The 19,881-nt window shown below is 51.7% G+C and carries 20 protein-coding genes; 7 read left to right on the forward strand and 13 right to left on the reverse strand.

Features of this window, described 5'->3' with window-relative positions:
• Positions 1 to 54 precede the first annotated feature (54 nt).
• A complete protein-coding gene (gene yfbR / locus EO763_RS14675) occupies positions 55 to 654 on the forward strand; it encodes a 5'-deoxynucleotidase (protein WP_010295392.1) in 600 nt (199 codons plus the stop codon).
• A 13-nt stretch (positions 655 to 667) separates the two neighbouring features.
• On the opposite strand, the gene EO763_RS14680 is transcribed toward yfbR, so the two are convergent.
• From EO763_RS14680 to yfbV, 4 genes are all read right to left on the reverse strand, one after another.
• A complete protein-coding gene (locus EO763_RS14680) occupies positions 668 to 2,500 on the reverse strand; it encodes an SLC13 family permease (protein ID WP_161529393.1) in 1,833 nt (610 codons plus the stop codon).
• Between the two features lie 178 nt (positions 2,501 to 2,678).
• Entirely contained in the window at positions 2,679 to 3,335 is a 657-nt protein-coding gene (locus tag EO763_RS14685; protein WP_039484043.1) for a sugar phosphatase, read from the reverse strand.
• A gap of 21 nt (positions 3,336 to 3,356) precedes the next feature.
• Positions 3,357 to 3,851, reverse strand: coding sequence for a YfbU family protein (locus tag EO763_RS14690; protein WP_039360255.1), 495 nt, complete (start codon positions 3,849 to 3,851; stop codon positions 3,357 to 3,359).
• Positions 3,852 to 4,016: 165 nt separating this feature from the next.
• Positions 4,017 to 4,472: a terminus macrodomain insulation protein YfbV gene (gene yfbV, locus EO763_RS14695; protein WP_039491519.1), complete on the reverse strand. Its 456-nt coding sequence runs from the start codon at positions 4,470 to 4,472 to the stop codon at positions 4,017 to 4,019.
• A 457-nt stretch (positions 4,473 to 4,929) separates the two neighbouring features.
• On the opposite strand from yfbV, the gene ackA reads away from it, so the two are divergent.
• The 3 genes from ackA (at position 4,930) to EO763_RS14710 (ending at position 9,453) form a co-directional block, all read left to right on the forward strand.
• Complete coding sequence (gene ackA / locus EO763_RS14700) at positions 4,930 to 6,132, forward strand: acetate kinase (RefSeq protein ID WP_039491518.1); 1,203 nt, start codon at positions 4,930 to 4,932, stop codon at positions 6,130 to 6,132.
• 79 nt (positions 6,133 to 6,211) lie between these two features.
• Positions 6,212 to 8,350 (forward strand): phosphate acetyltransferase, encoded by a 2,139-nt coding sequence (pta, locus tag EO763_RS14705; RefSeq protein WP_029367433.1) that lies wholly within the window; start codon positions 6,212 to 6,214, stop codon positions 8,348 to 8,350.
• A gap of 242 nt (positions 8,351 to 8,592) precedes the next feature.
• Positions 8,593 to 9,453, forward strand: coding sequence for a DUF817 domain-containing protein (locus EO763_RS14710; RefSeq protein WP_039506189.1), 861 nt, complete (start codon positions 8,593 to 8,595; stop codon positions 9,451 to 9,453).
• A 72-nt stretch (positions 9,454 to 9,525) separates the two neighbouring features.
• Here the strand turns inward: EO763_RS14710 and yfcD are convergent, their stop codons facing one another.
• Both yfcD and yfcE read right to left on the reverse strand, forming a co-directional pair.
• A complete protein-coding gene (gene yfcD, locus EO763_RS14715; RefSeq protein WP_072886144.1) occupies positions 9,526 to 10,194 on the reverse strand; it encodes an NUDIX hydrolase YfcD in 669 nt (222 codons plus the stop codon).
• A gap of 248 nt (positions 10,195 to 10,442) precedes the next feature.
• A complete protein-coding gene (yfcE, locus tag EO763_RS14720) occupies positions 10,443 to 10,994 on the reverse strand; it encodes a phosphodiesterase (RefSeq protein ID WP_161529394.1) in 552 nt (183 codons plus the stop codon).
• A gap of 262 nt (positions 10,995 to 11,256) precedes the next feature.
• Here yfcE and yfcG point away from each other — a divergent pair, with 262 nt between their 5' ends.
• The 3 genes from yfcG to EO763_RS14735 all read left to right on the forward strand — a co-directional run bounded on the left by yfcG (position 11,257) and on the right by EO763_RS14735 (position 13,300).
• Complete coding sequence (yfcG, locus tag EO763_RS14725; RefSeq protein WP_161529395.1) at positions 11,257 to 11,883, forward strand: GSH-dependent disulfide bond oxidoreductase; 627 nt, start codon at positions 11,257 to 11,259, stop codon at positions 11,881 to 11,883.
• A gap of 124 nt (positions 11,884 to 12,007) precedes the next feature.
• Positions 12,008 to 12,379, forward strand: a complete 372-nt coding sequence (folX, locus tag EO763_RS14730; protein WP_161529396.1) for a dihydroneopterin triphosphate 2'-epimerase — start codon at positions 12,008 to 12,010, stop codon at positions 12,377 to 12,379.
• 15 nt (positions 12,380 to 12,394) lie between these two features.
• Complete coding sequence (locus tag EO763_RS14735; RefSeq protein ID WP_161529397.1) at positions 12,395 to 13,300, forward strand: TIGR01777 family oxidoreductase; 906 nt, start codon at positions 12,395 to 12,397, stop codon at positions 13,298 to 13,300.
• A gap of 178 nt (positions 13,301 to 13,478) precedes the next feature.
• Here EO763_RS14735 and hisP read toward each other — a convergent pair whose 3' ends face one another.
• The 7 genes from hisP to cvpA form a co-directional block, all read right to left on the reverse strand.
• Positions 13,479 to 14,252, reverse strand: coding sequence for a histidine ABC transporter ATP-binding protein HisP (gene hisP / locus EO763_RS14740; protein WP_039471302.1), 774 nt, complete (start codon positions 14,250 to 14,252; stop codon positions 13,479 to 13,481).
• Between the two features lie 17 nt (positions 14,253 to 14,269).
• Positions 14,270 to 14,986, reverse strand: coding sequence for an ABC transporter permease (locus tag EO763_RS14745; protein ID WP_039360277.1), 717 nt, complete (start codon positions 14,984 to 14,986; stop codon positions 14,270 to 14,272).
• Positions 14,979 to 15,668 carry a histidine ABC transporter permease HisQ gene (locus EO763_RS14750; RefSeq protein ID WP_161529398.1) on the reverse strand — a complete coding sequence of 230 codons (690 nt, stop codon included), beginning with the start codon at positions 15,666 to 15,668 and terminating at the stop codon, positions 14,979 to 14,981. The genes EO763_RS14745 and EO763_RS14750 overlap by 8 nt, the downstream gene beginning before the upstream one ends.
• A gap of 140 nt (positions 15,669 to 15,808) precedes the next feature.
• Positions 15,809 to 16,588: a lysine/arginine/ornithine ABC transporter substrate-binding protein gene (locus EO763_RS14755; RefSeq protein ID WP_039471300.1), complete on the reverse strand. Its 780-nt coding sequence runs from the start codon at positions 16,586 to 16,588 to the stop codon at positions 15,809 to 15,811.
• 414 nt (positions 16,589 to 17,002) lie between these two features.
• A complete protein-coding gene (locus tag EO763_RS14760) occupies positions 17,003 to 17,575 on the reverse strand; it encodes a UbiX family flavin prenyltransferase (RefSeq protein WP_010298530.1) in 573 nt (190 codons plus the stop codon).
• A 197-nt stretch (positions 17,576 to 17,772) separates the two neighbouring features.
• Entirely contained in the window at positions 17,773 to 19,290 is a 1,518-nt protein-coding gene (gene purF, locus EO763_RS14765) for an amidophosphoribosyltransferase (protein ID WP_010285044.1), read from the reverse strand.
• A gap of 21 nt (positions 19,291 to 19,311) precedes the next feature.
• Positions 19,312 to 19,812 (reverse strand): colicin V production protein, encoded by a 501-nt coding sequence (cvpA, locus tag EO763_RS14770; RefSeq protein ID WP_010298532.1) that lies wholly within the window; start codon positions 19,810 to 19,812, stop codon positions 19,312 to 19,314.
• Between the last annotated feature and the right edge of the window lie 69 nt (positions 19,813 to 19,881).

Below are 19,881 nucleotides of genomic sequence, written 5' to 3' on the forward strand. Positions count from 1 at the left end.
CAATAGATTCCCACGATATTGCTATTTCACCGTGCTGTTGTCTGAGAGATCGCCATGAATCAAAGCCACTTTTTCGCCCATTTATCCCGTCTAAAATTGATCAGCCGTTGGCCGCTCATGCGCAACGTGCGCACGGAAAACGTCTCCGAGCACAGTCTTCAGGTCGCCTTCGTCGCTCACGCGCTGGCGGTAATCAAAAACCGCAAATTCGAGGGTAACCTGAATGCAGAACGCATCGCACTATTGGCGATGTATCATGATGCCAGCGAGGTGCTGACCGGTGACATGCCGACGCCCATCAAGTACTACAACGCGCAGATCGCACATGAGTACAAGAAGATAGAGAAGATTGCACAGCAGAAACTGGTTGAGATGTTGCCGGAAGAGTTACAGCAGGATTATCGCATGCTGCTGGATGATCACTACACCAGCGAAGAAGAACGCCTCATCGTTAAACAGGCAGACGCACTTTGCGCCTACCTGAAATGTCTGGAAGAATTATCGGCAGGCAACGCGGAATTCACGCTTGCCAAAGCACGGTTGGAAAAAACATTGCAGCTGCGCCACAGCCCAGAAATGGACTATTTCATGACGGTGTTCGTTCCCAGCTTTAGCCTGTCGCTTGACGAAATCAGTCAGGATTCGCCGCTATAACGGGCAAACCTCATCAGAACGGATACAGCCACGGCACCATCACTACGCTGACCAACATCACCAGAACAGTAAAGGGGACGCCAATGCGTACAAAGTCCCCGAATTTATAACCGCCTGGCCCCAGTACCAACGTATTCACTGGTGACGACACGGGTGTCATAAATGCGGCAGATGCCGCCACGGCGATGATCATCGCAAAAGGATAAGGCGACACGCCCATCTGCTTCGCTGCGGCAATCGCAATGGGCGCCATCAGCACCGCCGTCGCCGTGTTGGAAATAAACAGGCCGATCACGGCACACAGCACGAACAAACACACCAGCATCACATGCGGCCCAGCGTTCCCAGCAACATCCATCAGCCCTTTAACGATCAGCGCCACACCGCCCGTTTGCTGCAACGCCAGCGCAAACGGCATCATCCCGACGATAAGAATAATGCTCGGCCAGTGGATCGCCCGGTAGGCGCTTTCCATGTCGATACAGCGGAATTTACCCATCAGCAAGCAGGCGATCAGCGCGGCAACCGCATTCGGTATTTCATCCGTCAGCATCATCGCTACCATCAGCGCCAGACAAAACAGCGCGTGTGGTGCCTGACTCACCGCGGGCGCAACGTCATCCACTTCGGCAGGGAGATTAAGTAAAAGGAAGTCGTTTTTCTGCGTGTGCAGCTGTCTAATCATGCGCCAGTCACCCATTACCAGCAGAATGTCACCAAGTTGGAGCGGCTCATCAGCCAAGATACCTTCCATTGCTTCACCTGACCGGCGAATCCCCACGACACTCAGGCCGTAGCGGCTTCGGAATCCGACGTCATACAGCGTTTTCCCCAACAGTTCAGAATCGGGAATCAAAGAGACTTCCGCCATTCCCACATCACGCGCCTGCTCGGAGAAATATTCACCGCGCAGCACCATCGGCTCAAGCCGCTGTGCGGTGCAAAATTCGCGTAAATCCACCTCAGACGCCGACATGTCGATCAGTAAGACATCATTCAGGCGAAGTTCGGTATTGCCCGCCACGCTGATCATCACGCGGCGGAATTTGCGCCAGCGCTCAATCCCAACCACGTTCGCCCCAAAACGCTGACGCAGGCGTAAATCATCAAGTCGGTGGCCGATAAAAGGCGATCCTGGCCGAATCGCCAGCCGACGCGCCCTGCCCGTCAGTCGGTAATCACGAATTAGATCGCGAAACGTTCTTCTCTTCCACATCTCTTTTGCTGTTGCCGTCTCGGCGTCGCCAAGCCAGTAACGCGCCACTATCATATACGCCACGCCCAGCAGCAATACCACCATCCCTATCGGCGTCACGCTGAAAAACCCAAAGCCCGCAACACCTTCACGCATCAGCTCACTGCTCACCACCATATTCGGCGGCGTCGCGACCAACGTCATCATGCCGCTAATCAATCCGGCAAAACTCAGCGGCATCATCAGCCTTCCGGGGGAAATTTTCATCCGAGCGGAAACGCTGAGCACCACGGGAATAAAAATCGCAACAACGCCAGTGGAGCTCATGAATGCCCCCAGCAGCGCAACGGTGACCATCAATAAGATCAGCATCTTCATCTCACTGCTGCCCGCCACGCGAACCAACCAATCACCAACCTGATAAGCAACACCGGTACGAACCAACCCCTCACCAATCACAAACAGGGCTGCAATCAATATCACGTTAGGATCGCTGAACCCTACCAACGCTTCAGATAGCGTCAGTGTACCGCTCAGTACAAACGCGATGATGACTAACAACGCGACGACGTCCATGCGTAATTTATTGGTGGTAAACAACACAATGGCGATCAGCAACAGGGATAAAACCCAGAGAAGTTCGCTATTCAAAACAGGTTCCCCTGACGGAAAAATGCATGTTGAGAGGTATAGGTTCCGCATGCCATAAAAAAGAAGCCAACGCACATGCAGCTTGAAGTATGACGGGTATAGTCTGCCATAAAAAAACCTCGCGGATGCGAGGTCTGATCATATTTAGTCACAGTTTTGTCATGGTGTTACAGACGACCTACTGGCGCAGAAGCACCTTAGCGCCATTCGGTAATGGTTCTATTTCTATCTGCTCCAGCGAATCAAGGATCAGATCGACCTGATCCAGTTTCGGTGTGTCTGCTGGTGCCTTCACCGCAATGACCTTGCAACCCGCCGCCAGACCCGATAGCACGCCTGCGGGCGCATCCTCAACGACGACACACTCTTCCGGTTTTAGCCCTAACTGCTGTGCACCCAGTAGATAGGCATCAGGGTGAGGCTTACCTTTGGCAACCTGCTCCGCCGTAATAAAGGCACGAGGAGCGGGGAGTTCTCCGCGATGATGACGTGCGCTGGCAATCGGCACCGTGCCGGATGTCACAATCGCCCAAGGAATATCCAGTGCATCCAAACGTTCCAACAGCGCCTTCGCCCCTGGCATGGCAACAATACCCTGCGTATCAGACGCTTCTGTTTTCTCCAGCGCGTCAAACTCTTGTTGAATCGTTTCTTCGCTTTGCCCTTGAAGAAAGTGGCGCAGGGAGGTGATTGCCTGCTTGCCATGAATAAAATCCAGTACTTCCTGTGGTTCAATATCGTGATCTTTTGCCCAGTTAATCCACGCACGTTCTACAGCAGGCAGTGAATCAACCAGCGTACCATCGAGGTCGAACAGAAAACCTTTACACTCCACAGAAAGCCCCTTTTTCATTAATCAGGCGTTGATGATCTGTGCGATCTCAACCGCACTCAAGTGATACTGGCGCGGGCAAGATTGCCAGACAGCCAGCATTCTGTTGTATTTTTCCCACATTTTTGTCTGAGCGTTAAACCCATGCGTGCCCGCATCAAAGTGGGGATAGCGACCTTCAACATGTACCATAAAGCGTACAAAACCGAGGTAGCGTGCTTCCGTTGCGGCATCAAAGCCCAGGAAGGTCAGGCGACGCTCATCCAAATCCTGCTTATCTTTCAGATTGGTCCACGACACCTGCAAGGCATGATGCATTTCCATGATGTTAATAATCGAGCGGCAAACCTCTTCGGTCAGCTCGCCAAACTCTCGGTCCAGTTCGCGCATCTGCAAACCGTAACCACGCTCGATAATCGTTTGTAACCGGCGATAGCGCTCGGCGTTGTCGGGATCGAGCATCGTCATCATTTTATATTGATTTGAAAGGATCAATCTCTGGGCATTTGTCATTTCCATGTTGCTCTCCTGAACCCTTTTTGGGGTAAGCCAATATCGCTAAATAGGTATTAACCGCAGAATCGCATACTGAATCGTGTCACGGTAGCGGTAGCCACCGCTTCTTTGATTTGAAACAGGGGAAAGAACAAAATAGCCATCAACCCGCACACAGCCTGACGCCGATCACAAATCATCCAGGAAGGTTTTATCAAGCTGGTTAAACGCACGTTTCAGCACATCTGCCAACGCTTGGTAAGTCGGCGCTTCTTCCAATGGTGCTAATGCCTGTCCTGACTCCAATAGCTTATGGCGAATCTCATGGAACCACTGTGCCAGCGTCGGCGGTAAAGGCGTCACAGAACGGCGACCCAGCCACCAGAGCCCCTGCAACGGCAGGCTACAGGCAAACAGTGCGGTGGCGATGGCCGGACCGAGCTGACCACCGAGCGCAATCTGCCACGTTAAGGTAAACACCGCCAGCGGCGGCATGATGCGGATACCGAACCGCGTCGCTCGCGCCACGCGGTTTTCAGGAAATACCGGAGCCAGCCGCTTTTCTGCTGGCCACGTTTTCATGTAATGCTGCCCACGTTGGAGTAGCTGTAGCCAACTGATTCTACTGTCTGGTTTCGTCGCCATAGCCACACCTCAACTTTACAGATAAAAAATAAAACTTTTGCACAAATCAACAACTCAAGTTGATAAGGTTAAAATATATTTTGTGTTTAGCCTACGCTATCGGTATCCTAGATCGGCCTTTTGGCCGCTGTATACCTAAAGTAGTATGACTACACGCAAGGAGTATAATTCCCTTCGCGACATAAGCGCAGCCAACGGCCATAACGCGGTTATCCATCGCTTTAAAAGCTGCGGTTTACATCAGGTCGATGTCACGTTGTTATAGAGATTAGTTATATCGATTAATTGTGTATCGATTATCCGATATAACCTACATCATAGTATCGACCCTATTTCATCATCGTGTCTGGTGTATCACACCAAGGTATGATGTTAATCATAAATGCCAGCGGCGGCATGCGATACGCTATGCCCTGTATGACATTTTTTTAACCATGTATAACAAGTAGGTACTTCCATGTCGAGTAAGTTAGTACTGGTTCTTAACTGCGGTAGTTCATCCCTGAAATTCGCTATCATCGATGCGATTAACGGAGAAGAGTACCTGTCTGGTTTAGCCGAGTGTTTCAACCTGCCTGAAGCCCGCATCAAATGGAAAATGGACGGCGGTAAACAAGACGCCGAACTGGGTGCCGGTGCAGCTCACAGCGAAGCGCTGAACTTCATCGTCAATACCATTCTGTCTCAGAAACCTGAGCTGTCAGCTCAACTGGTTGCTATTGGTCACCGTATCGTTCACGGCGGTGAGAAGTTCACCCAATCCGCGATCATCACTGATGATGTTCTTCAGGGTATCAAAGATTCCGTACCTTTTGCACCTCTGCACAACCCGGCGCACCTGATCGGCATCGACGAAGCACTGAAATCTTTCCCACACCTGGCTGATAAAAACGTCGCTGTTTTCGACACAGCGTTCCACCAGACCATGCCGGAAGAATCCTACCTTTATGCACTGCCATACAAACTGTATAAAGAAAACCACATCCGTCGTTATGGCGCACACGGTACTAGCCACTACTTTGTTTCTCGTGAAGCCGCCAAAGTGCTGAACAAACCCGTAGAAGAGCTGAACGTCATCACTTGCCATCTGGGCAACGGTGGTTCCGTTACTGCAATCCGTAACGGCGAATGCGTTGACACCTCTATGGGTCTGACGCCGCTGGAAGGTCTGGTGATGGGTACACGTAGTGGCGATATCGATCCGGCGATCATTTTCCACCTTCATGACTCAATGGGCATGAGTGTTGATGCTATCAACAAAATGCTGACCAAAGAATCAGGTCTGCTGGGTCTGACTGAAGTGACCAGCGACTGCCGCTACGTTGAAGATAACTACGAGACGAAAGCAGATGCTAAACGTGCAATGGACGTTTACTGCCACCGTCTGGCTAAATACATCGGTTCTTACGCTGCACTGATGGAAGGCCGCCTGGATGCCGTCATCTTCACCGGTGGTATCGGTGAAAACGCGGCAATGGTTCGCGAGCTGTCACTGAAAAAACTGGGTCTGCTGGGCTTCGACGTCGATCACGAACGCAACCTGGCTGCACGCTTCGGTAAAGGTGGCAACATCGCTAAAGATGGCACCCGCGCGGCGCTGGTTATCCCGACCAATGAAGAGTTGGTCATCGCCGAAGACGCTTACCGTCTGACCGCGTAAAACACGTAACTCCCAACACCGTCAGCCAAGGCTGACGGTGTTGTTTTTGACTAACGAGCAACCGTAAAGAGGTTCGGCCGTGTCCCGTATAATCATGTTGATCCCAACTGGCACCAGCGTTGGTCTGACAAGCGTCAGCCTGGGTGTCATCCGCTCCATGGAACAGAAAGGCGTCCGCCTGAGCGTGTTCAAACCTATTGCCCAGCCGCGCAGTGGCGACAATACGCCAGATCAAACGACCACCATTATTCGTGCTAATTCCGCCATCAGCGCCGCCGAGCCGCTGGCGATGAGCCGCGTTGAAGCCCTGCTGAGCTCCAACCAGCAAGACGTGCTGATGGAAGAAATCATCGCGCGCTACCACGAAAACACCAAAGACGCTGAAGTCGTTCTGGTTGAAGGTCTGGTTCCTACCCGTAAGCACCAGTTTGCTAACGCATTGAACTATGAAATCGCCAAAACGCTGAATGCAGAAATCGTCTTCGTACTGGCGCTGGGTAATGATTCCCCGGCACAGCTGAAAGACCGTATCGAACTGGCGCGTTCCAGCTTCGGCGGCAGCAAAAACAAAAACATCACTGGCGTGATCATCAACAAACTGAATGCGCCAGTAGACGACCAGGGCCGTACTCGCCCTGACCTGTCTGAAATCTTTGATGATTCCACGAAAGCCAGCGTTGCCAACATCGATCCGAAGCAGCTGTTCGCTAACAGCCCGCTGCCGGTTCTGGGCTGCATCCCGTGGAGCTTTGACCTGATTGCTACGCGCGCCATCGATATGGCGAAGCACCTGAATGCCCGTATCGTCAACGAAGGTGACATTCAGACGCGTCGCGTTAAGTCTGTAACCTTCTGCGCACGCAGCATCCCTCATATGCTGGAGCATTTCCGTCCGGGCTCACTGCTGGTGACCTCCGCTGACCGTCCTGATGTTCTGGTTGCCGCCTGTTTGGCTGCCATGAATGGCGTGGAAATCGGTGCCCTGCTGCTGACTGGCGGCTACGAAATGGATCCGAGCATTGCCAAGCTGTGCGAACGTGCCTTCCAGACTGGCCTGCCAGTATTTATGGTCGACACCAACACCTGGCAGACCTCACTCAGCCTGCAAAGCTTCAACCTTGAAGTGCCAGCTGATGACCGTCAACGTGTTGAGAAAGTGCAGGAATATGTGGCACGCCACATCGACACCCAGTGGATCGATTCACTGAGCGCAGCATCTGAGCGTTCACGTCGTCTGTCTCCACCAGCGTTCCGCTATCAGCTGACTGAGCTGGCGCGTAAAGCAGGCAAACGTATCGTTCTGCCAGAAGGTGATGAACCACGTACCGTTAAAGCAGCGTCTATCTGTGCTGAACGCGGTATTGCTCACTGTGTGCTGATCGGTAACCCAGAAGAGATTCAACGTGTTGCTGCCGCTCAGGGCGTAGAACTGGGCAAAGGCATCGAAATCGTCGATCCGATTGTCGTGCGTGAGCGCTATGTTGCGCGTCTGGTTGAGCTGCGTAAGAGCAAGGGCATGACCGAAGTGGTTGCGCGCGAACAGCTCGAAGACAACGTGGTTCTGGGTACGCTGATGCTGGAACAGGGCGAAGTTGACGGTCTGGTTTCTGGTGCCGTTCATACCACCGCTAACACCATCCGTCCACCGTTGCAGCTGATCAAAACAGCACCGGGCAGCTCGCTGGTGTCTTCTGTGTTCTTCATGCTGCTGCCTGAGCAGGTTCTGGTTTACGGCGACTGCGCCATCAACCCAGATCCAACCGCAGAGCAATTGGCTGAAATCGCTATCCAGTCTGCTGATTCCGCTACCGCATTCGGTATCGACCCACGCGTTGCAATGATCTCTTACTCTACCGGTAACTCCGGCGCGGGTAGCGATGTTGAGAAAGTGCGTGAAGCGACCCGTCTGGCGCAGGAAAAACGCCCTGATCTGGTCATCGATGGTCCGCTGCAGTACGACGCCGCTATCATGGCTGACGTTGCACAGTCCAAAGCGCCGAACTCGCCAGTTGCGGGTAAAGCTACCGTGTTCATCTTCCCTGACCTGAACACCGGTAACACCACGTACAAAGCGGTACAGCGTTCTGCCGACCTGATCTCCATCGGGCCAATGCTGCAAGGCATGCGCAAACCGGTTAACGACCTGTCTCGTGGAGCACTGGTAGACGACATCGTTTACACCGTTGCCCTGACCGCCATTCAGGCTACACAGCTCTAATCTGTATCCTAAATAATTCGAGTTGCTTGCAGGCGGCAACTGCACGAATCCCCAGGAGCTTACTCAAGTAAGTGACTGGGGTGAGTAAAGGAAGCCAACGCACAATCAGCTTGAAGTATGACGGATATATTCAGATTAATTCTGTTATCTTATGCCAGCCTCAGCGCTGGCATTTTTTATTGCTCTCCGCACAAAAAACCACACCGAGCAGGCTCAAGAATAACCATAAACAGGGTCTATGGATGACTGTAATACGATTATTGGATCAACACTTTCAGCAGCAGTTGGAAAAAGGGATCACGCCTTCATCGCCAACAGGGTTAACCCGTTTTTTGATTGAATTTCTCTATTTCGGCGTCAAAGAAGCCCGCGCCTGTATCTTCGTAGGCCTGTTCTTTCTTGCTGTTTTCAGCGTGCCGAAAGCGGGCTGGTTCGCTATCCCTCGCTATGATTTGCTGTTGATATTCGCCATTGTGATTCAGGGATGGATGATCGCCAGCAAGCTGGAAACCTGGGATGAGTTAAAAGCCGTTACGCTGTTTCACCTCGTAGGTTTTGCGCTTGAGGTGTTTAAAACCTCATCAGGTATTCGTTCCTGGTCTTACCCTGATTTCGCCTACACCAAGGTACTGGGTGTGCCGCTATTTGCCGGATTCATGTACGCCTCTGTCGGTAGCTATATCATTCAGTCCTGGCGGCTATTCGATCTTAAAATTCGCCATCACCCGCCCTACTGGCTGGCAACGCTGGTCGCACTACTCATTTATGCCAATTTCTTCACCCACCACTACATCGGCGACTATCGCTGGTACATTGCCGCACTGGCTGTCGGGCTCTATGCACGCACCACCGTCATTTTCACGCCTTACGATCGGGAACGACGAATGCCGCTGTCATTGGCCTTTATTCTGATCGGCTTTTTTATCTGGCTGGCTGAAAATATCAGTACGCTTTTCAGTGTCTGGAGCTATCCAGAACAGCTCGGAGCCTGGTCGATGGTTCACGTAGGGAAATGGAGCTCGTGGGCTTTGTTGGTGATCATGACGTTCACCATCGTGATTTACCTGAAGGACATCAAGAAAAGTATTCATGTTCCCGAGTGATAACCCGCAGTTTATCACTCGGAAAAATAGACGCCGCAGCGGAGAAAAAGCAGCGGCGAGACAGGGAAGGCATTATTTCTGTGAATCAGCGTCTGATGGAGCAACGACGTTGCTGTCGTTTTCATCATGAGCATTTTCATCATGAATATTTTTATTATTAACAGCAGGTGTCTCAGCAGCGTCTAGCGCCTCGTTCAGCTTACGTGAAATCGGCTTGCCATAATCCTGATCGCTATAGCGCGTCAGCCACAGCGACAGGGCTTTCAGCGAGTCCGGCGTAAATTCATCGCAGCGAGCGGTGATTTCCTGCGGCGTCAGCCAGCTGACCTCATCAACCTCTTCTTCCTGTAGCGCAAACGGCCCGTGGGTGACGCAGCTAAACAGCCCGCCCCATACCCGGCAATTCTCGCCTTCGTAATAGAACAAGCCGTGCTCTGCGAACGGCACGCCCGCAATGCCAAGCTCTTCTTCGGCTTCACGGCGTGCGGATTCCAGCATCTGCTCACCGCTTTGCACTACGCCGCCAGCGGTCGCGTCCAGCCAGCCTGGATAGAAATCTTTGATTTTCGTCCGGCGCTGCACCAGAATTTTACCCATTCCATCATGCACAACAATGTAAGTAGCACGATGACGAAGACTCTGAGCACGCATCTGCTGACGACTTGACTGAGCAATTACCTCGTTGTTTTCATTGACGATATCAACCCACTCTGTGCCTGCTGCCTGACTTTGTTCCGCCATCCTCTGAAACCCTTTAGTATTGGCACGTTGCTACGTGCGTCTGTTTTAAATGATCGAACTTTGCTGTGAATATTCCCTGTTGCCTTGCCGTTATTCAAGGTCAAAAACAGGGTATATACTCTAAATAATTCGAGTTGCAGGCAGGCGGCAAGAGAGGGAGTCCCGATGAGCTTACTCAGGTAAGTGATTCGGGTGACTGAACGCAGCCAACGCACATGCAGCTTGAAGTATGACGAGTATACGCTAAATTAGTGCCTAATCACGACCTGTTCAATAGGTTCGCCGCCGTGTAACGGCAGAACCCGCAGTTCGTCTTGTTCAAGTAAACCGTAGCTCGCGGGGTATCCCCCTTTCGGCAAGCTCACTGAGCCGGGATTGAAAAAGTAATATTCCCCGCGTTGCTCAGCAACGGGGATATGGGTATGACCATATACCAGCACATCCCCCGCGTGTAGCGGTGGCATATTCTCTGGATGATAAAGATGACCGTGCGTCAGGAAAAGGCGATTCTGCGGCAATAGCACATGTTGCCAGGGTGCCGTTATCGGAAAGGTCAGCAGCATCTGATCAACCTCGCTGTCGCAATTCCCCCGTACGGCAATGATACGTGACGCATAAACGTTCAGTCGGGTAGCCACTTCCGCAGGTTCATACGCCTCCGGCAGCGGGTTGCGTGGGCCATGATTGAGAAAATCGCCCAGCAAGATAAGCCAATCGGCCTGACTCTGCTCAAAGATTTCCAGCACGCGCTCCGTCGCACTGAGGGAACCGTGTATGTCGGACGCAAACATCAACTTCATCGTTATCTCCACAACATTTATATCAACAATGCTACACCCACAACACCCGTATCCTTCATCGGACGTAGTCTACCAAAGTTGGCAGCACGCTTCCGGTAAAGATCGTATAACGAGGTCCGCCATCGTTTATTTTTCACTCGTAGAAGTGGTAGGGTAAGAGCCCGTTCCTCAATACGCTATTCTGACAGCGCATCGCTCTCTGAAGCGATCAACTGCCATACAGTCCATGATGTTTTTCTGAATTAAAACGGAGACTTGATTCATGATTGACCTGTATTACGCACCAACCCCTAACGGGCACAAGATCACCCTGTTTCTGGAAGAAGCTAATCTCCCCTACCAGCTCCACCGCGTGAATATCAGCAAAGGCGAACAGTTCAAACCGGAGTTTTTGGCTATCTCGCCTAACAACAAAATCCCCGCGATTGTCGATACGCAGCCCGCGGAAGGTGACACGCCAATTAGCCTGTTTGAATCTGGCGCGATTCTGCTCTATCTGGCGGAAAAGCACGGCGTGCTATTGAGCACGTCATTACGTGAGCGTACGGCCACACTACAGTGGCTGTTCTGGCAGGTCGCCGGTTTCGGGCCAATGCTGGGGCAGAATCATCATTTTAACCACTATGCCCCTCAGCCAGTGCCTTACGCCATTGAACGCTATCAGCAGGAGACGCAGCGCCTGTATCGCGTGCTGGATAAACATCTGCAAGACAACCCTTGGCTAGCAGGAGAAAATTACAGCATTGCCGATATCGCGACCTACCCGTGGGTCGTTTCTTATGCTCGCCAGCGCGTCGACCTTGATGATTACCCAGCGGTGAAGGCGTGGTATACGCGTATCAGTGAGCGCCCGGCAACGCAACGGGCTTACCAGCTCGCCGAGCAATAAAATTCTGGCATCATCTCATTCGGCCTTTGGGTATCTTCTGCTATGGTAATCAACATATTGTCGTTAACGATCCCCCTGACGCTGCGGTTTAGTCGCAGTAACAGAAGCAACCGAGGGCCGAGCAATGCCACATCACCATTCTGACGCCATTATTCGTATAAAAAATCTGCGGCTACGCACCTTCATCGGTATCAAAGATGAGGAAATCACGAATAAGCAGGATGTGATCATCAACGTTGTGATTCACTACCCAGCAGAACAAGCGCGCAACAGCGAAAATATTGCCGATGCGCTGAACTACCGCACCATCACCAAAAACATTATTCGCCACGTAGAAGATAACCGCTTCGCTTTGCTGGAGAAATTAACGCAGGATGTGCTCAACATCGCCAGCGAGCACGAATGGATAACCTATGCTGAAGTAGAAGTAGATAAACCGTTTGCCCTGCGGTACGCCGATTCGGTTTCCATGACCCTGCGTTATCACAAGGCATAAAGATAAGGGGAAGCGATGCAACTACTCATAACAGGCGGAACCGGCCTTATTGGCCGCCATCTTATCCAACGATTACAGCTGCTTTCCCATGACATCACGGTACTAACACGCGATCCTGAGCACGCTCGAGGCGTTCTCGGCAATCAGGTGGAATATTGGTCCACGCTGAATAATGTCACCTCACTGAACAACTTTGACGGCGTCATCAATTTGGCGGGCGAACCTATCGCTGACAAACGGTGGACGCCACAGCAAAAACAGCGCCTGGCAAAGAGTCGCTGGAACATCACCGAGCAGCTTACCACGCTGATAAAGGCCAGCAGTGAGCCACCAGCGGTTTTTATCTCGGGATCCGCTGTCGGGTATTATGGCGATCAGGGAGAAGCGCTGGTCACGGAAGATGAATCCCCAGTCGATGAATTCACACATCATCTGTGCGCCCGCTGGGAAGCGCTGGCGCAGTCCGCCGAAAGTGATAAAACCCGCGTCTGCCTGCTGCGCACCGGCATTGTTTTGTCAGCACAGGGCGGCGCGCTGGCAAAAATGCTGCCGATTTTCCGCCTCGGACTTGGCGGGCCAATGGGTTCCGGTAAGCAATATATGCCGTGGATTCATATTGATGACATGGTGAACGGCATTATTTATCTGCTGAACCAGCCGATACTGAGCGGCCCTTTCAATATGGTTGCGCCCTATCCGGCTCATAATGAACAATTTTCTGCCATGCTGGCACACGTATTGGATCGTCCCGGTTTCCTGCGGGCTCCCGCTTTTGTGATCAAACTACTGATGGGAGAAGCGTCGACGCTGGTACTGGGTGGACAGCGCGCCATTCCGCAGCGGTTAGAAGCCGCAGGCTTTACTTTCCGCTTCCTTGAGCTGGAAGAAGCCCTACAAGACGTCATCAAAAAACCGAGCTGATAACTATCCATCTCAGGTTGCTGGTAGCCTTTTCGCAGAACGGGAACGATGATAATGGGATAGAAGAGTAAAGCGTCCGCGCCAAGGATGGCGCGGCTCGAGCGTACAGGGATGTATTCACAGCGTCTTTACGATCTACCCATTATCATCGCTCAATGCACATCATCAACCCCCAAACCTACTTCAACGCACCGGACAAAAACTGCTGCAAACGCGCACTTTTCGGGCTACCGAACAGTTGATCCGGTGGCCCTTCTTCTTCAATTACGCCCTGATGCAGGAAGATAACGTGGCTGGAAACATGGCGGGCAAACTCCATTTCATGCGTCACCACCACCATCGTTTTCCCTTCCTCCGCAAGTTGCTGCATGATGCGCAACACCTCGCCGACCAGTTCGGGATCCAGCGCTGACGTGGGTTCATCAAACAACAAAACTTCCGGCTCCATCGCCAGCGCCCGTGCAATGGAAACGCGCTGCTGCTGACCACCGGAGAGATCCGACGGGTATTTCTGTTGGGCCGCATCCGTGATCCCGACCTTGTTCAGATAGAACACCGCCCGCTCACGCGCTTCCGCTTTACTGAGCCCTAACACCTGAATTGGCGCTTCCATCACGTTCTCTAACGCCGTCATGAAGCTCCACAGGTTGAAGTGCTGAAATACCATCGTCAGGCGCGTCCGCAGCATCTGAAGCTGTTTTTTATCAAATACCTTCAGCTGTCCATCAGTATCTCGCACCATGCGAATTTCCTGATCGCTGACGTAAATCGCGCCTTCACAGGGTTTTTCCAGAAAATTAATACAGCGCAGTAAGGTACTTTTTCCCGAACCGGACGATCCGATAATCGAAATAACGTCACCCGCTTTCGCCTGTAATGAGATCCCTTTCAGCACCTCATGCTGGCCATAACGTTTACGCAGTTCCGTCACCATCAGTTTGTTATTCGACATACTCTTTTTTCCTGCGTTTAATGAGATGAACGGGTATAAAGATGACGTAACCAGTGCCGTTCCGCCTTTCTGAACAGCCCAATTAACACAAACGAGATCGCCAGATAGATGACCGCCGCAATGCCAAAGGCATAAAACGGCTGGTAGGTTGCCGCATTGATATCACGGGCAATCTTCAGAATATCCGGCACCGTTACGGTAAAGGCCAGCGCCGTTGAATGCAGCATCAGAATCACTTCGTTGCTGTAGGCGGGCAGCGCAATACGCAGCGCACCCGGCAAAATAATGCAGCGATACTGCTTAAATCGGGAGAAACCGTATGCTCTGGCCGCTTCAATTTCCCCATGAGGTACTGAGCGGATTGCCCCCGCAAAAATCTCTGTCGTGTACGCACAGGTATTCAGTGCCAGCGCCAGAATGGCACAGTTTAGCCCGCTGCGAAAAAAGGCATTCAGTAGATCGGTGCCGCGCACAATCTCCAGGCTATACACGCCAGAATAGAACACCAGAAGCTGCACGTAGAGCGGCGTGCCGCGGAACACATAGGTGAATAGCCAAACCGGAAAGCTGAATCGGCGTCGCGGCGACACACGGGCAATCGCCAGTGGTAGCGCCATCAGCCCGCCAATAACGACTGAGGAAATGAGCAGCCAGAGCGTCATCGCTAGCCCAGTCAAGCGGTAACCATCGCTCCACAGGAGCGGCTGCCAATATTGTTGCAGGATCTCACTCATAGTTTATTTTTTTGACTCCCTGCGAATAGTGTCTTTCCAGCCACCACAACACGCCGTTAGAAATGGTGGTAAAAATCAGGTACATCGCCCCGGCAACCAGCGCAAAATAAAACGGTTCGTGTGTGCCCTTGCCGGCCAGTTGCGTCGCCTTAATCACATCATTCAGGCCAAGCAGTGACACCAGCGCCGTCGCTTTCAGGATCACCTGCCAGTTATTGCCGATGCCCGGTAGCGCAAAGCGCATCATGGAAGGAAACAGAATACGGCGGAACACCTTCATGGGAGAGAAACCGAACGCGACGGCAGCTTCAATTTGCCCATGCGGCACGGCAAGATAGGCACCACGAAAGGTTTCCGTGAAATACGCGCCGTAAATAAAGCCCAGTGTAATAATTCCAGCAGTCAACGGATCGATGTCAATCTGATCCAGACCGATCGATTCCGTCACACCGTTTAAGACAATTTGCAGACCATAGAAAATCAGCAGCATCAGTACCAGATCGGGAATGCCACGAATCAGCGTGGTATAGCAGGAAAAACACCCCGCCAGCAGACGGTTGGAAGACAGCTTCGCCGACGCGCCAATCAGGCCGATAGCCAGCGCCAGCAGTAACGAACTCGCGGCCAGCTCCAGCGTCATGATGGCACCATCCAGAATTAGCTGGGAATAGCCATAGAGCATCAATGATATCCGTTGAAATAGCGGTTAATGGCACGCTGCGTCATCAGTCAGGAATACGGCACGAGAGGAACGATCCCGTGCCGCATGCCCTACGATCCCGCTACACATGTGATAAAGAAATGAGAGTCACAGTGGCAGCATTAGCCGCCGTAGACGTCAAAATCGAAGTATTTTTTCGCGAAGGTATCGTAGGTACCGTCTTTACGCATTTCTTCAAAGGCTTTATCCAGCGCGGCCTTCAGCTCAGTATCCGCTTTACGCAGACCCATACCGGTCCCCACACCGAAAAATTTGTCATCTTTTACCGCTGGGCCAGCAAATTCATAGTCTTTACCCGCATCAAGCTTCAGGAAACCTTCACTTGCGGCGACTTCATCCTGAAAGGCTGCATCAATACGGCCTGCGGCCAAATCGGCATAAATCAGATCCTGATTTTGGTAAGCAACAACGTCAACGCCTTTCGGCTGCCAGTTAGCATTGGCAAAGGCTTCCTGCGTTGATGCCTGCAATACGCCAACACGTTTGCCGCCCAGAGAAGCTAACGTAGGTTCAATGCTCGCCCCTTTCTTCGCAATCAGGCGTGAATTGGCCGCATACAGCTTCTCGGTGAAGGCAATTTCCTGCTGGCGTTTTTCGGTGATGGACAGAGAAGAGATGATGGCATCGATTTTTTTAGCTTTAAGGGACGGAATTAACGCATCAAAGTCGCTTTCGACAAACGTACAGTTAGCCTGAATACGCTTACACAGCTCTTTCGCCAGATCGATATCAAACCCAACCAGTTCACCGCTGGCGTTTTTGGATTCAAAGGGAGCATAGGTAGGATCGGTACCAATTTTAATATTCTTAGGAATCTCCGCCATCGCGCTACCCGCAGCCAAAATGAGTGCCAACGGTAAGACTTTGATCAGTTTCTTCATATTGCTACCCTTATCATGAGTGATTGATGTCATGTGTCGTCAATGTCGGAATTATTTAGAGTGTATTGCTTTAAAAATGAACGATATGAGTGCTATTTGTTTTCTACGCCGACTATTACCGTTTTTGTAGCAGTTTTCATGCCACAATGAACGTAGGGATGTCGTAAAAAACTCATGAGCGAAGCGCACAGAAAATAACGGTTAACCGTTTGATTTTGAAATATTTTTAGTGGTTGTTTTTTGGCGCGTAACAATAAGGATAGATAACATTGGCATGAATACCAAAACTCAATTGCACTATTTTGGTGCTTTTGCGCACAAAATTAGTGCAATGTGATAAAAAGGCACAAAAAAAGGGCAGTAAAAGTTTACCGCCCTGAGAGAAAAAAATAGCATGCCTTGGTCTCTATCCTGCTACGACGCACCTTGCCAGCGGATAAAGAGATCTTTTGGCAGGTCGATGTCAAACTGGTCCAGAATACGATTCACTGTCTGATCGACAATATCCTGCACACTTTCTGGGCGATGATAAAATGCAGGCACAGGTGGCATGATTATCGCACCCAGCTCAACGGCGGTGGTCATCAGCCGCAAATGCCCTAAGTGCAGCGGCGTTTCACGTACCCCCAGTACCAGAGGACGACGCTCCTTCAACACCACATCGGCCGCGCGGGTCAATAGGTTGTCGCTGTAGCTGTGCACAATGCCGGACAGGGTTTTTATCGAACAGGGTAGAATCACCATCCCCGCCGTTTTAAACGACCCCGAAGAGATGCTGGCAGCAATATCACGCGTGTCATGTACCACATCGGCCAGTGCCTGTACGTCACGCAGGCTAAAATCCGTTTCTAACGCCAGCGTCTGCCGGGCGGCCTGACTCATGATCAGATGGGTTTCGATACCTTCCAGCGTCTGTAAAACCTGTAGCAGCCGGATGCCGTAAATGACGCCGCTGGCACCGGAAATTCCTACAATGAGTCGCTTCATTCATACTGCCTCTGGCTGGCCGCGCAAGCAGAAACGCGGAAAAATCATCTGCGCAAACTTTGCCGTATTGATTAGCGATAAGCAAGGATAAGCGCCGAAAGCCTGTTTTCTTTATACAACTGTTTTCCAGATACAATAAGGGGGAAGACACTTTCGCGCCCTCCCCCTTCAATACAGCCTTAATGTGCGACTAGCCGTTAACCTTCGTTGTGCAATTCCAGATCTTCGACTTCATTCTGGCTACGCAGCGCTTTGGCATCGTCATTGCGCAAGACTTCCAGATAATCCAGATAGCCTTGATCGACATCCTTCGTCACGTAAATCCCGTTAAACACCGAGCATTCAAACTGAGCGATATCCGGGTTATCTTCACGCGCGGCTTCAATCAGATCGTCGAGATCCTGGAATATCAGCTCATCGGCACCAATAATCTTACAGATTTCATCCACTTCGCGACCGTGGGCAATCAGCTCATTGACGCTTGGCATATCGATGCCGTACACGTTAGGGAAGCGAATTTCCGGTGCTGCCGAGGCCAGATAAACACGCTTGGCTCCTGCTTCACGCGCCATCTCGACAATCTGCTCCGACGTTGTACCACGCACGATGGAGTCATCCACCAGCAGCACGTTCTTGTCACGGAACTCAGCACGGTTGGCGTTCAGCTTACGGCGTACCGATTTCTTACGCGCCTGCTGTCCCGGCATGATAAACGTGCGACCAACATAGCGGTTTTTCACAAATCCCTGACGATACGGCTTGTTGATAATGCGCGCGATTTCCAGCGCGATATCACAAGAGGTTTCAGGAATCGGGATCACGACATCAATATCGAGGTCTTCCCACTGGCGCGCAATTTTTTCACCGAGCTTCTGGCCCATGCGAACACGCGCGCTATAGACCGAGATTTTATCGATGAAAGAGTCCGGGCGAGCGAAGTAGACATATTCGAACAGGCACGGGTTGCTCTTTGGATTCTCTGCGCACTGGCGGGTAAACAGCTGCCCTTTTTCCGTAATGTAGATCGCTTCTCCCGGCGCCACATCGCGTAAAAATTCAAAGCCCAGCGTATCCAGCGCGACGCTTTCTGACGCCACCATATACTCGCTGCGGCCATCTTCCAGATCGCGCTTACCGATAACCAGAGGACGAATCCCATTAGGATCGCGGAAAGCCACCATACCGTGACCGATAATCATGCCAACACAGGCATAGGCACCGCGAATTTGCTGGTGCGTCGCGGCAACGGCCGCAAAAATATTATCGGCTTCCAGCGGGTAGTGTTGGAAACGGTCCAGCTCTCTGGCGAAAATATTCAGCAGAATTTCAGAATCAGACGTGGTGTTAACGTGACGGCGCTCCTGCTCGAACAGCTTTTTACGCAGTTCGTGGGCGTTAGTCAGGTTACCGTTGTGAGCCAGCGTGATGCCGAACGGAGAGTTAACGTAGAAAGGCTGTGCTTCCGAAGCGCTGGAACTACCCGCAGTCGGATAACGCACATGGCCAAGCCCCATGTTGCCCTGCAAGCGTTGCATGTGCCGCGCTTCAAACACATCTTTCACCAGGCCATTGGCCTTACGCAGGCGAAAACAATTAAAGGCATCGATGGTCACAATACCCGCAGCATCCTGCCCACGGTGTTGCAACACCGTTAACGCGTCATAAATCGACTGGTTGACCGGTGTAAAACCGGCGATACCGACAATACCGCACATGGTGTCTTTTCCTCATCAGCGCTACCGCAGCGGTAAATGCTGCGGCAAGAAACTTGACGTGCTTTGCAGGTAGTCAAAAAACCACCTGATAATATAACTGAACTGCGGGATTAACTGGGATTGCTTCCAGTCATCACTTTGTGAAAAACCGGTGAACGTATCCAGAAAGAATAGCAGTGCGGAAACGATCAGCACCCCGCGCAGCGCACCAAAACAGATGCCCAGAACGCGATCGGTGCCGGATAATCCGGTACGTTCAACCAGTGAACTAATCACATAGTTGACGATAGCTCCCACAATCAACGTTGCAATAAACAGAATGGCAATCGCAATGCCGTTACGCACCAGCTCATCATCAAAACGGGTGAAGTAGACCGCGAGGTAAGCGTAGTAATGGCTGGCGACAAAAAAAGCACATCCCCAGGTTACTAACGACAGCGCTTCGCGAACAAACCCCCGGATCAGGCTAACCAGAGCCGAAAATCCGATGATGCCAATAATGACGTAATCAACCCAAACCATGAACTATCCTAATAATGAACGATGCTACCAATAAGCCGCTACGTCATCCTGTTCGCGGCGCATTCTAAC

Source organism: Pectobacterium odoriferum, assembly GCF_009931295.1.
In the GTDB taxonomy this organism is placed as follows: Bacteria; Pseudomonadota; Gammaproteobacteria; order Enterobacterales; family Enterobacteriaceae; genus Pectobacterium; species Pectobacterium odoriferum.

Coding starts and splice junctions, on each gene's coding strand:
- yfcD (WP_072886144.1), bottom strand. CDS start 10,194: ATGGCGGAACAAAGTCAGGCAGCAGGCACAGAGTGGGTTGATATCGTC.
- hisP (WP_039471302.1), bottom strand. CDS start 14,252: ATGTCGAATAACAAACTGATGGTGACGGAACTGCGTAAACGTTATGGC.
- folX (WP_161529396.1), top strand. CDS start 12,008: ATGCCACATCACCATTCTGACGCCATTATTCGTATAAAAAATCTGCGG.
- EO763_RS14750 (WP_161529398.1), bottom strand. CDS start 15,668: ATGCTCTATGGCTATTCCCAGCTAATTCTGGATGGTGCCATCATGACG.
- EO763_RS14710 (WP_039506189.1), top strand. CDS start 8,593: ATGACTGTAATACGATTATTGGATCAACACTTTCAGCAGCAGTTGGAA.
- EO763_RS14755 (WP_039471300.1), bottom strand. CDS start 16,588: ATGAAGAAACTGATCAAAGTCTTACCGTTGGCACTCATTTTGGCTGCG.
- yfbR (WP_010295392.1), top strand. CDS start 55: ATGAATCAAAGCCACTTTTTCGCCCATTTATCCCGTCTAAAATTGATC.
- yfcE (WP_161529394.1), bottom strand. CDS start 10,994: ATGAAGTTGATGTTTGCGTCCGACATACACGGTTCCCTCAGTGCGACG.
- EO763_RS14745 (WP_039360277.1), bottom strand. CDS start 14,986: ATGAGTGAGATCCTGCAACAATATTGGCAGCCGCTCCTGTGGAGCGAT.
- purF (WP_010285044.1), bottom strand. CDS start 19,290: ATGTGCGGTATTGTCGGTATCGCCGGTTTTACACCGGTCAACCAGTCG.
- ackA (WP_039491518.1), top strand. CDS start 4,930: ATGTCGAGTAAGTTAGTACTGGTTCTTAACTGCGGTAGTTCATCCCTG.
- yfcG (WP_161529395.1), top strand. CDS start 11,257: ATGATTGACCTGTATTACGCACCAACCCCTAACGGGCACAAGATCACC.
- EO763_RS14690 (WP_039360255.1), bottom strand. CDS start 3,851: ATGGAAATGACAAATGCCCAGAGATTGATCCTTTCAAATCAATATAAA.
- yfbV (WP_039491519.1), bottom strand. CDS start 4,472: ATGGCGACGAAACCAGACAGTAGAATCAGTTGGCTACAGCTACTCCAA.
- EO763_RS14760 (WP_010298530.1), bottom strand. CDS start 17,575: ATGAAGCGACTCATTGTAGGAATTTCCGGTGCCAGCGGCGTCATTTAC.
- cvpA (WP_010298532.1), bottom strand. CDS start 19,812: ATGGTTTGGGTTGATTACGTCATTATTGGCATCATCGGATTTTCGGCT.
- EO763_RS14735 (WP_161529397.1), top strand. CDS start 12,395: ATGCAACTACTCATAACAGGCGGAACCGGCCTTATTGGCCGCCATCTT.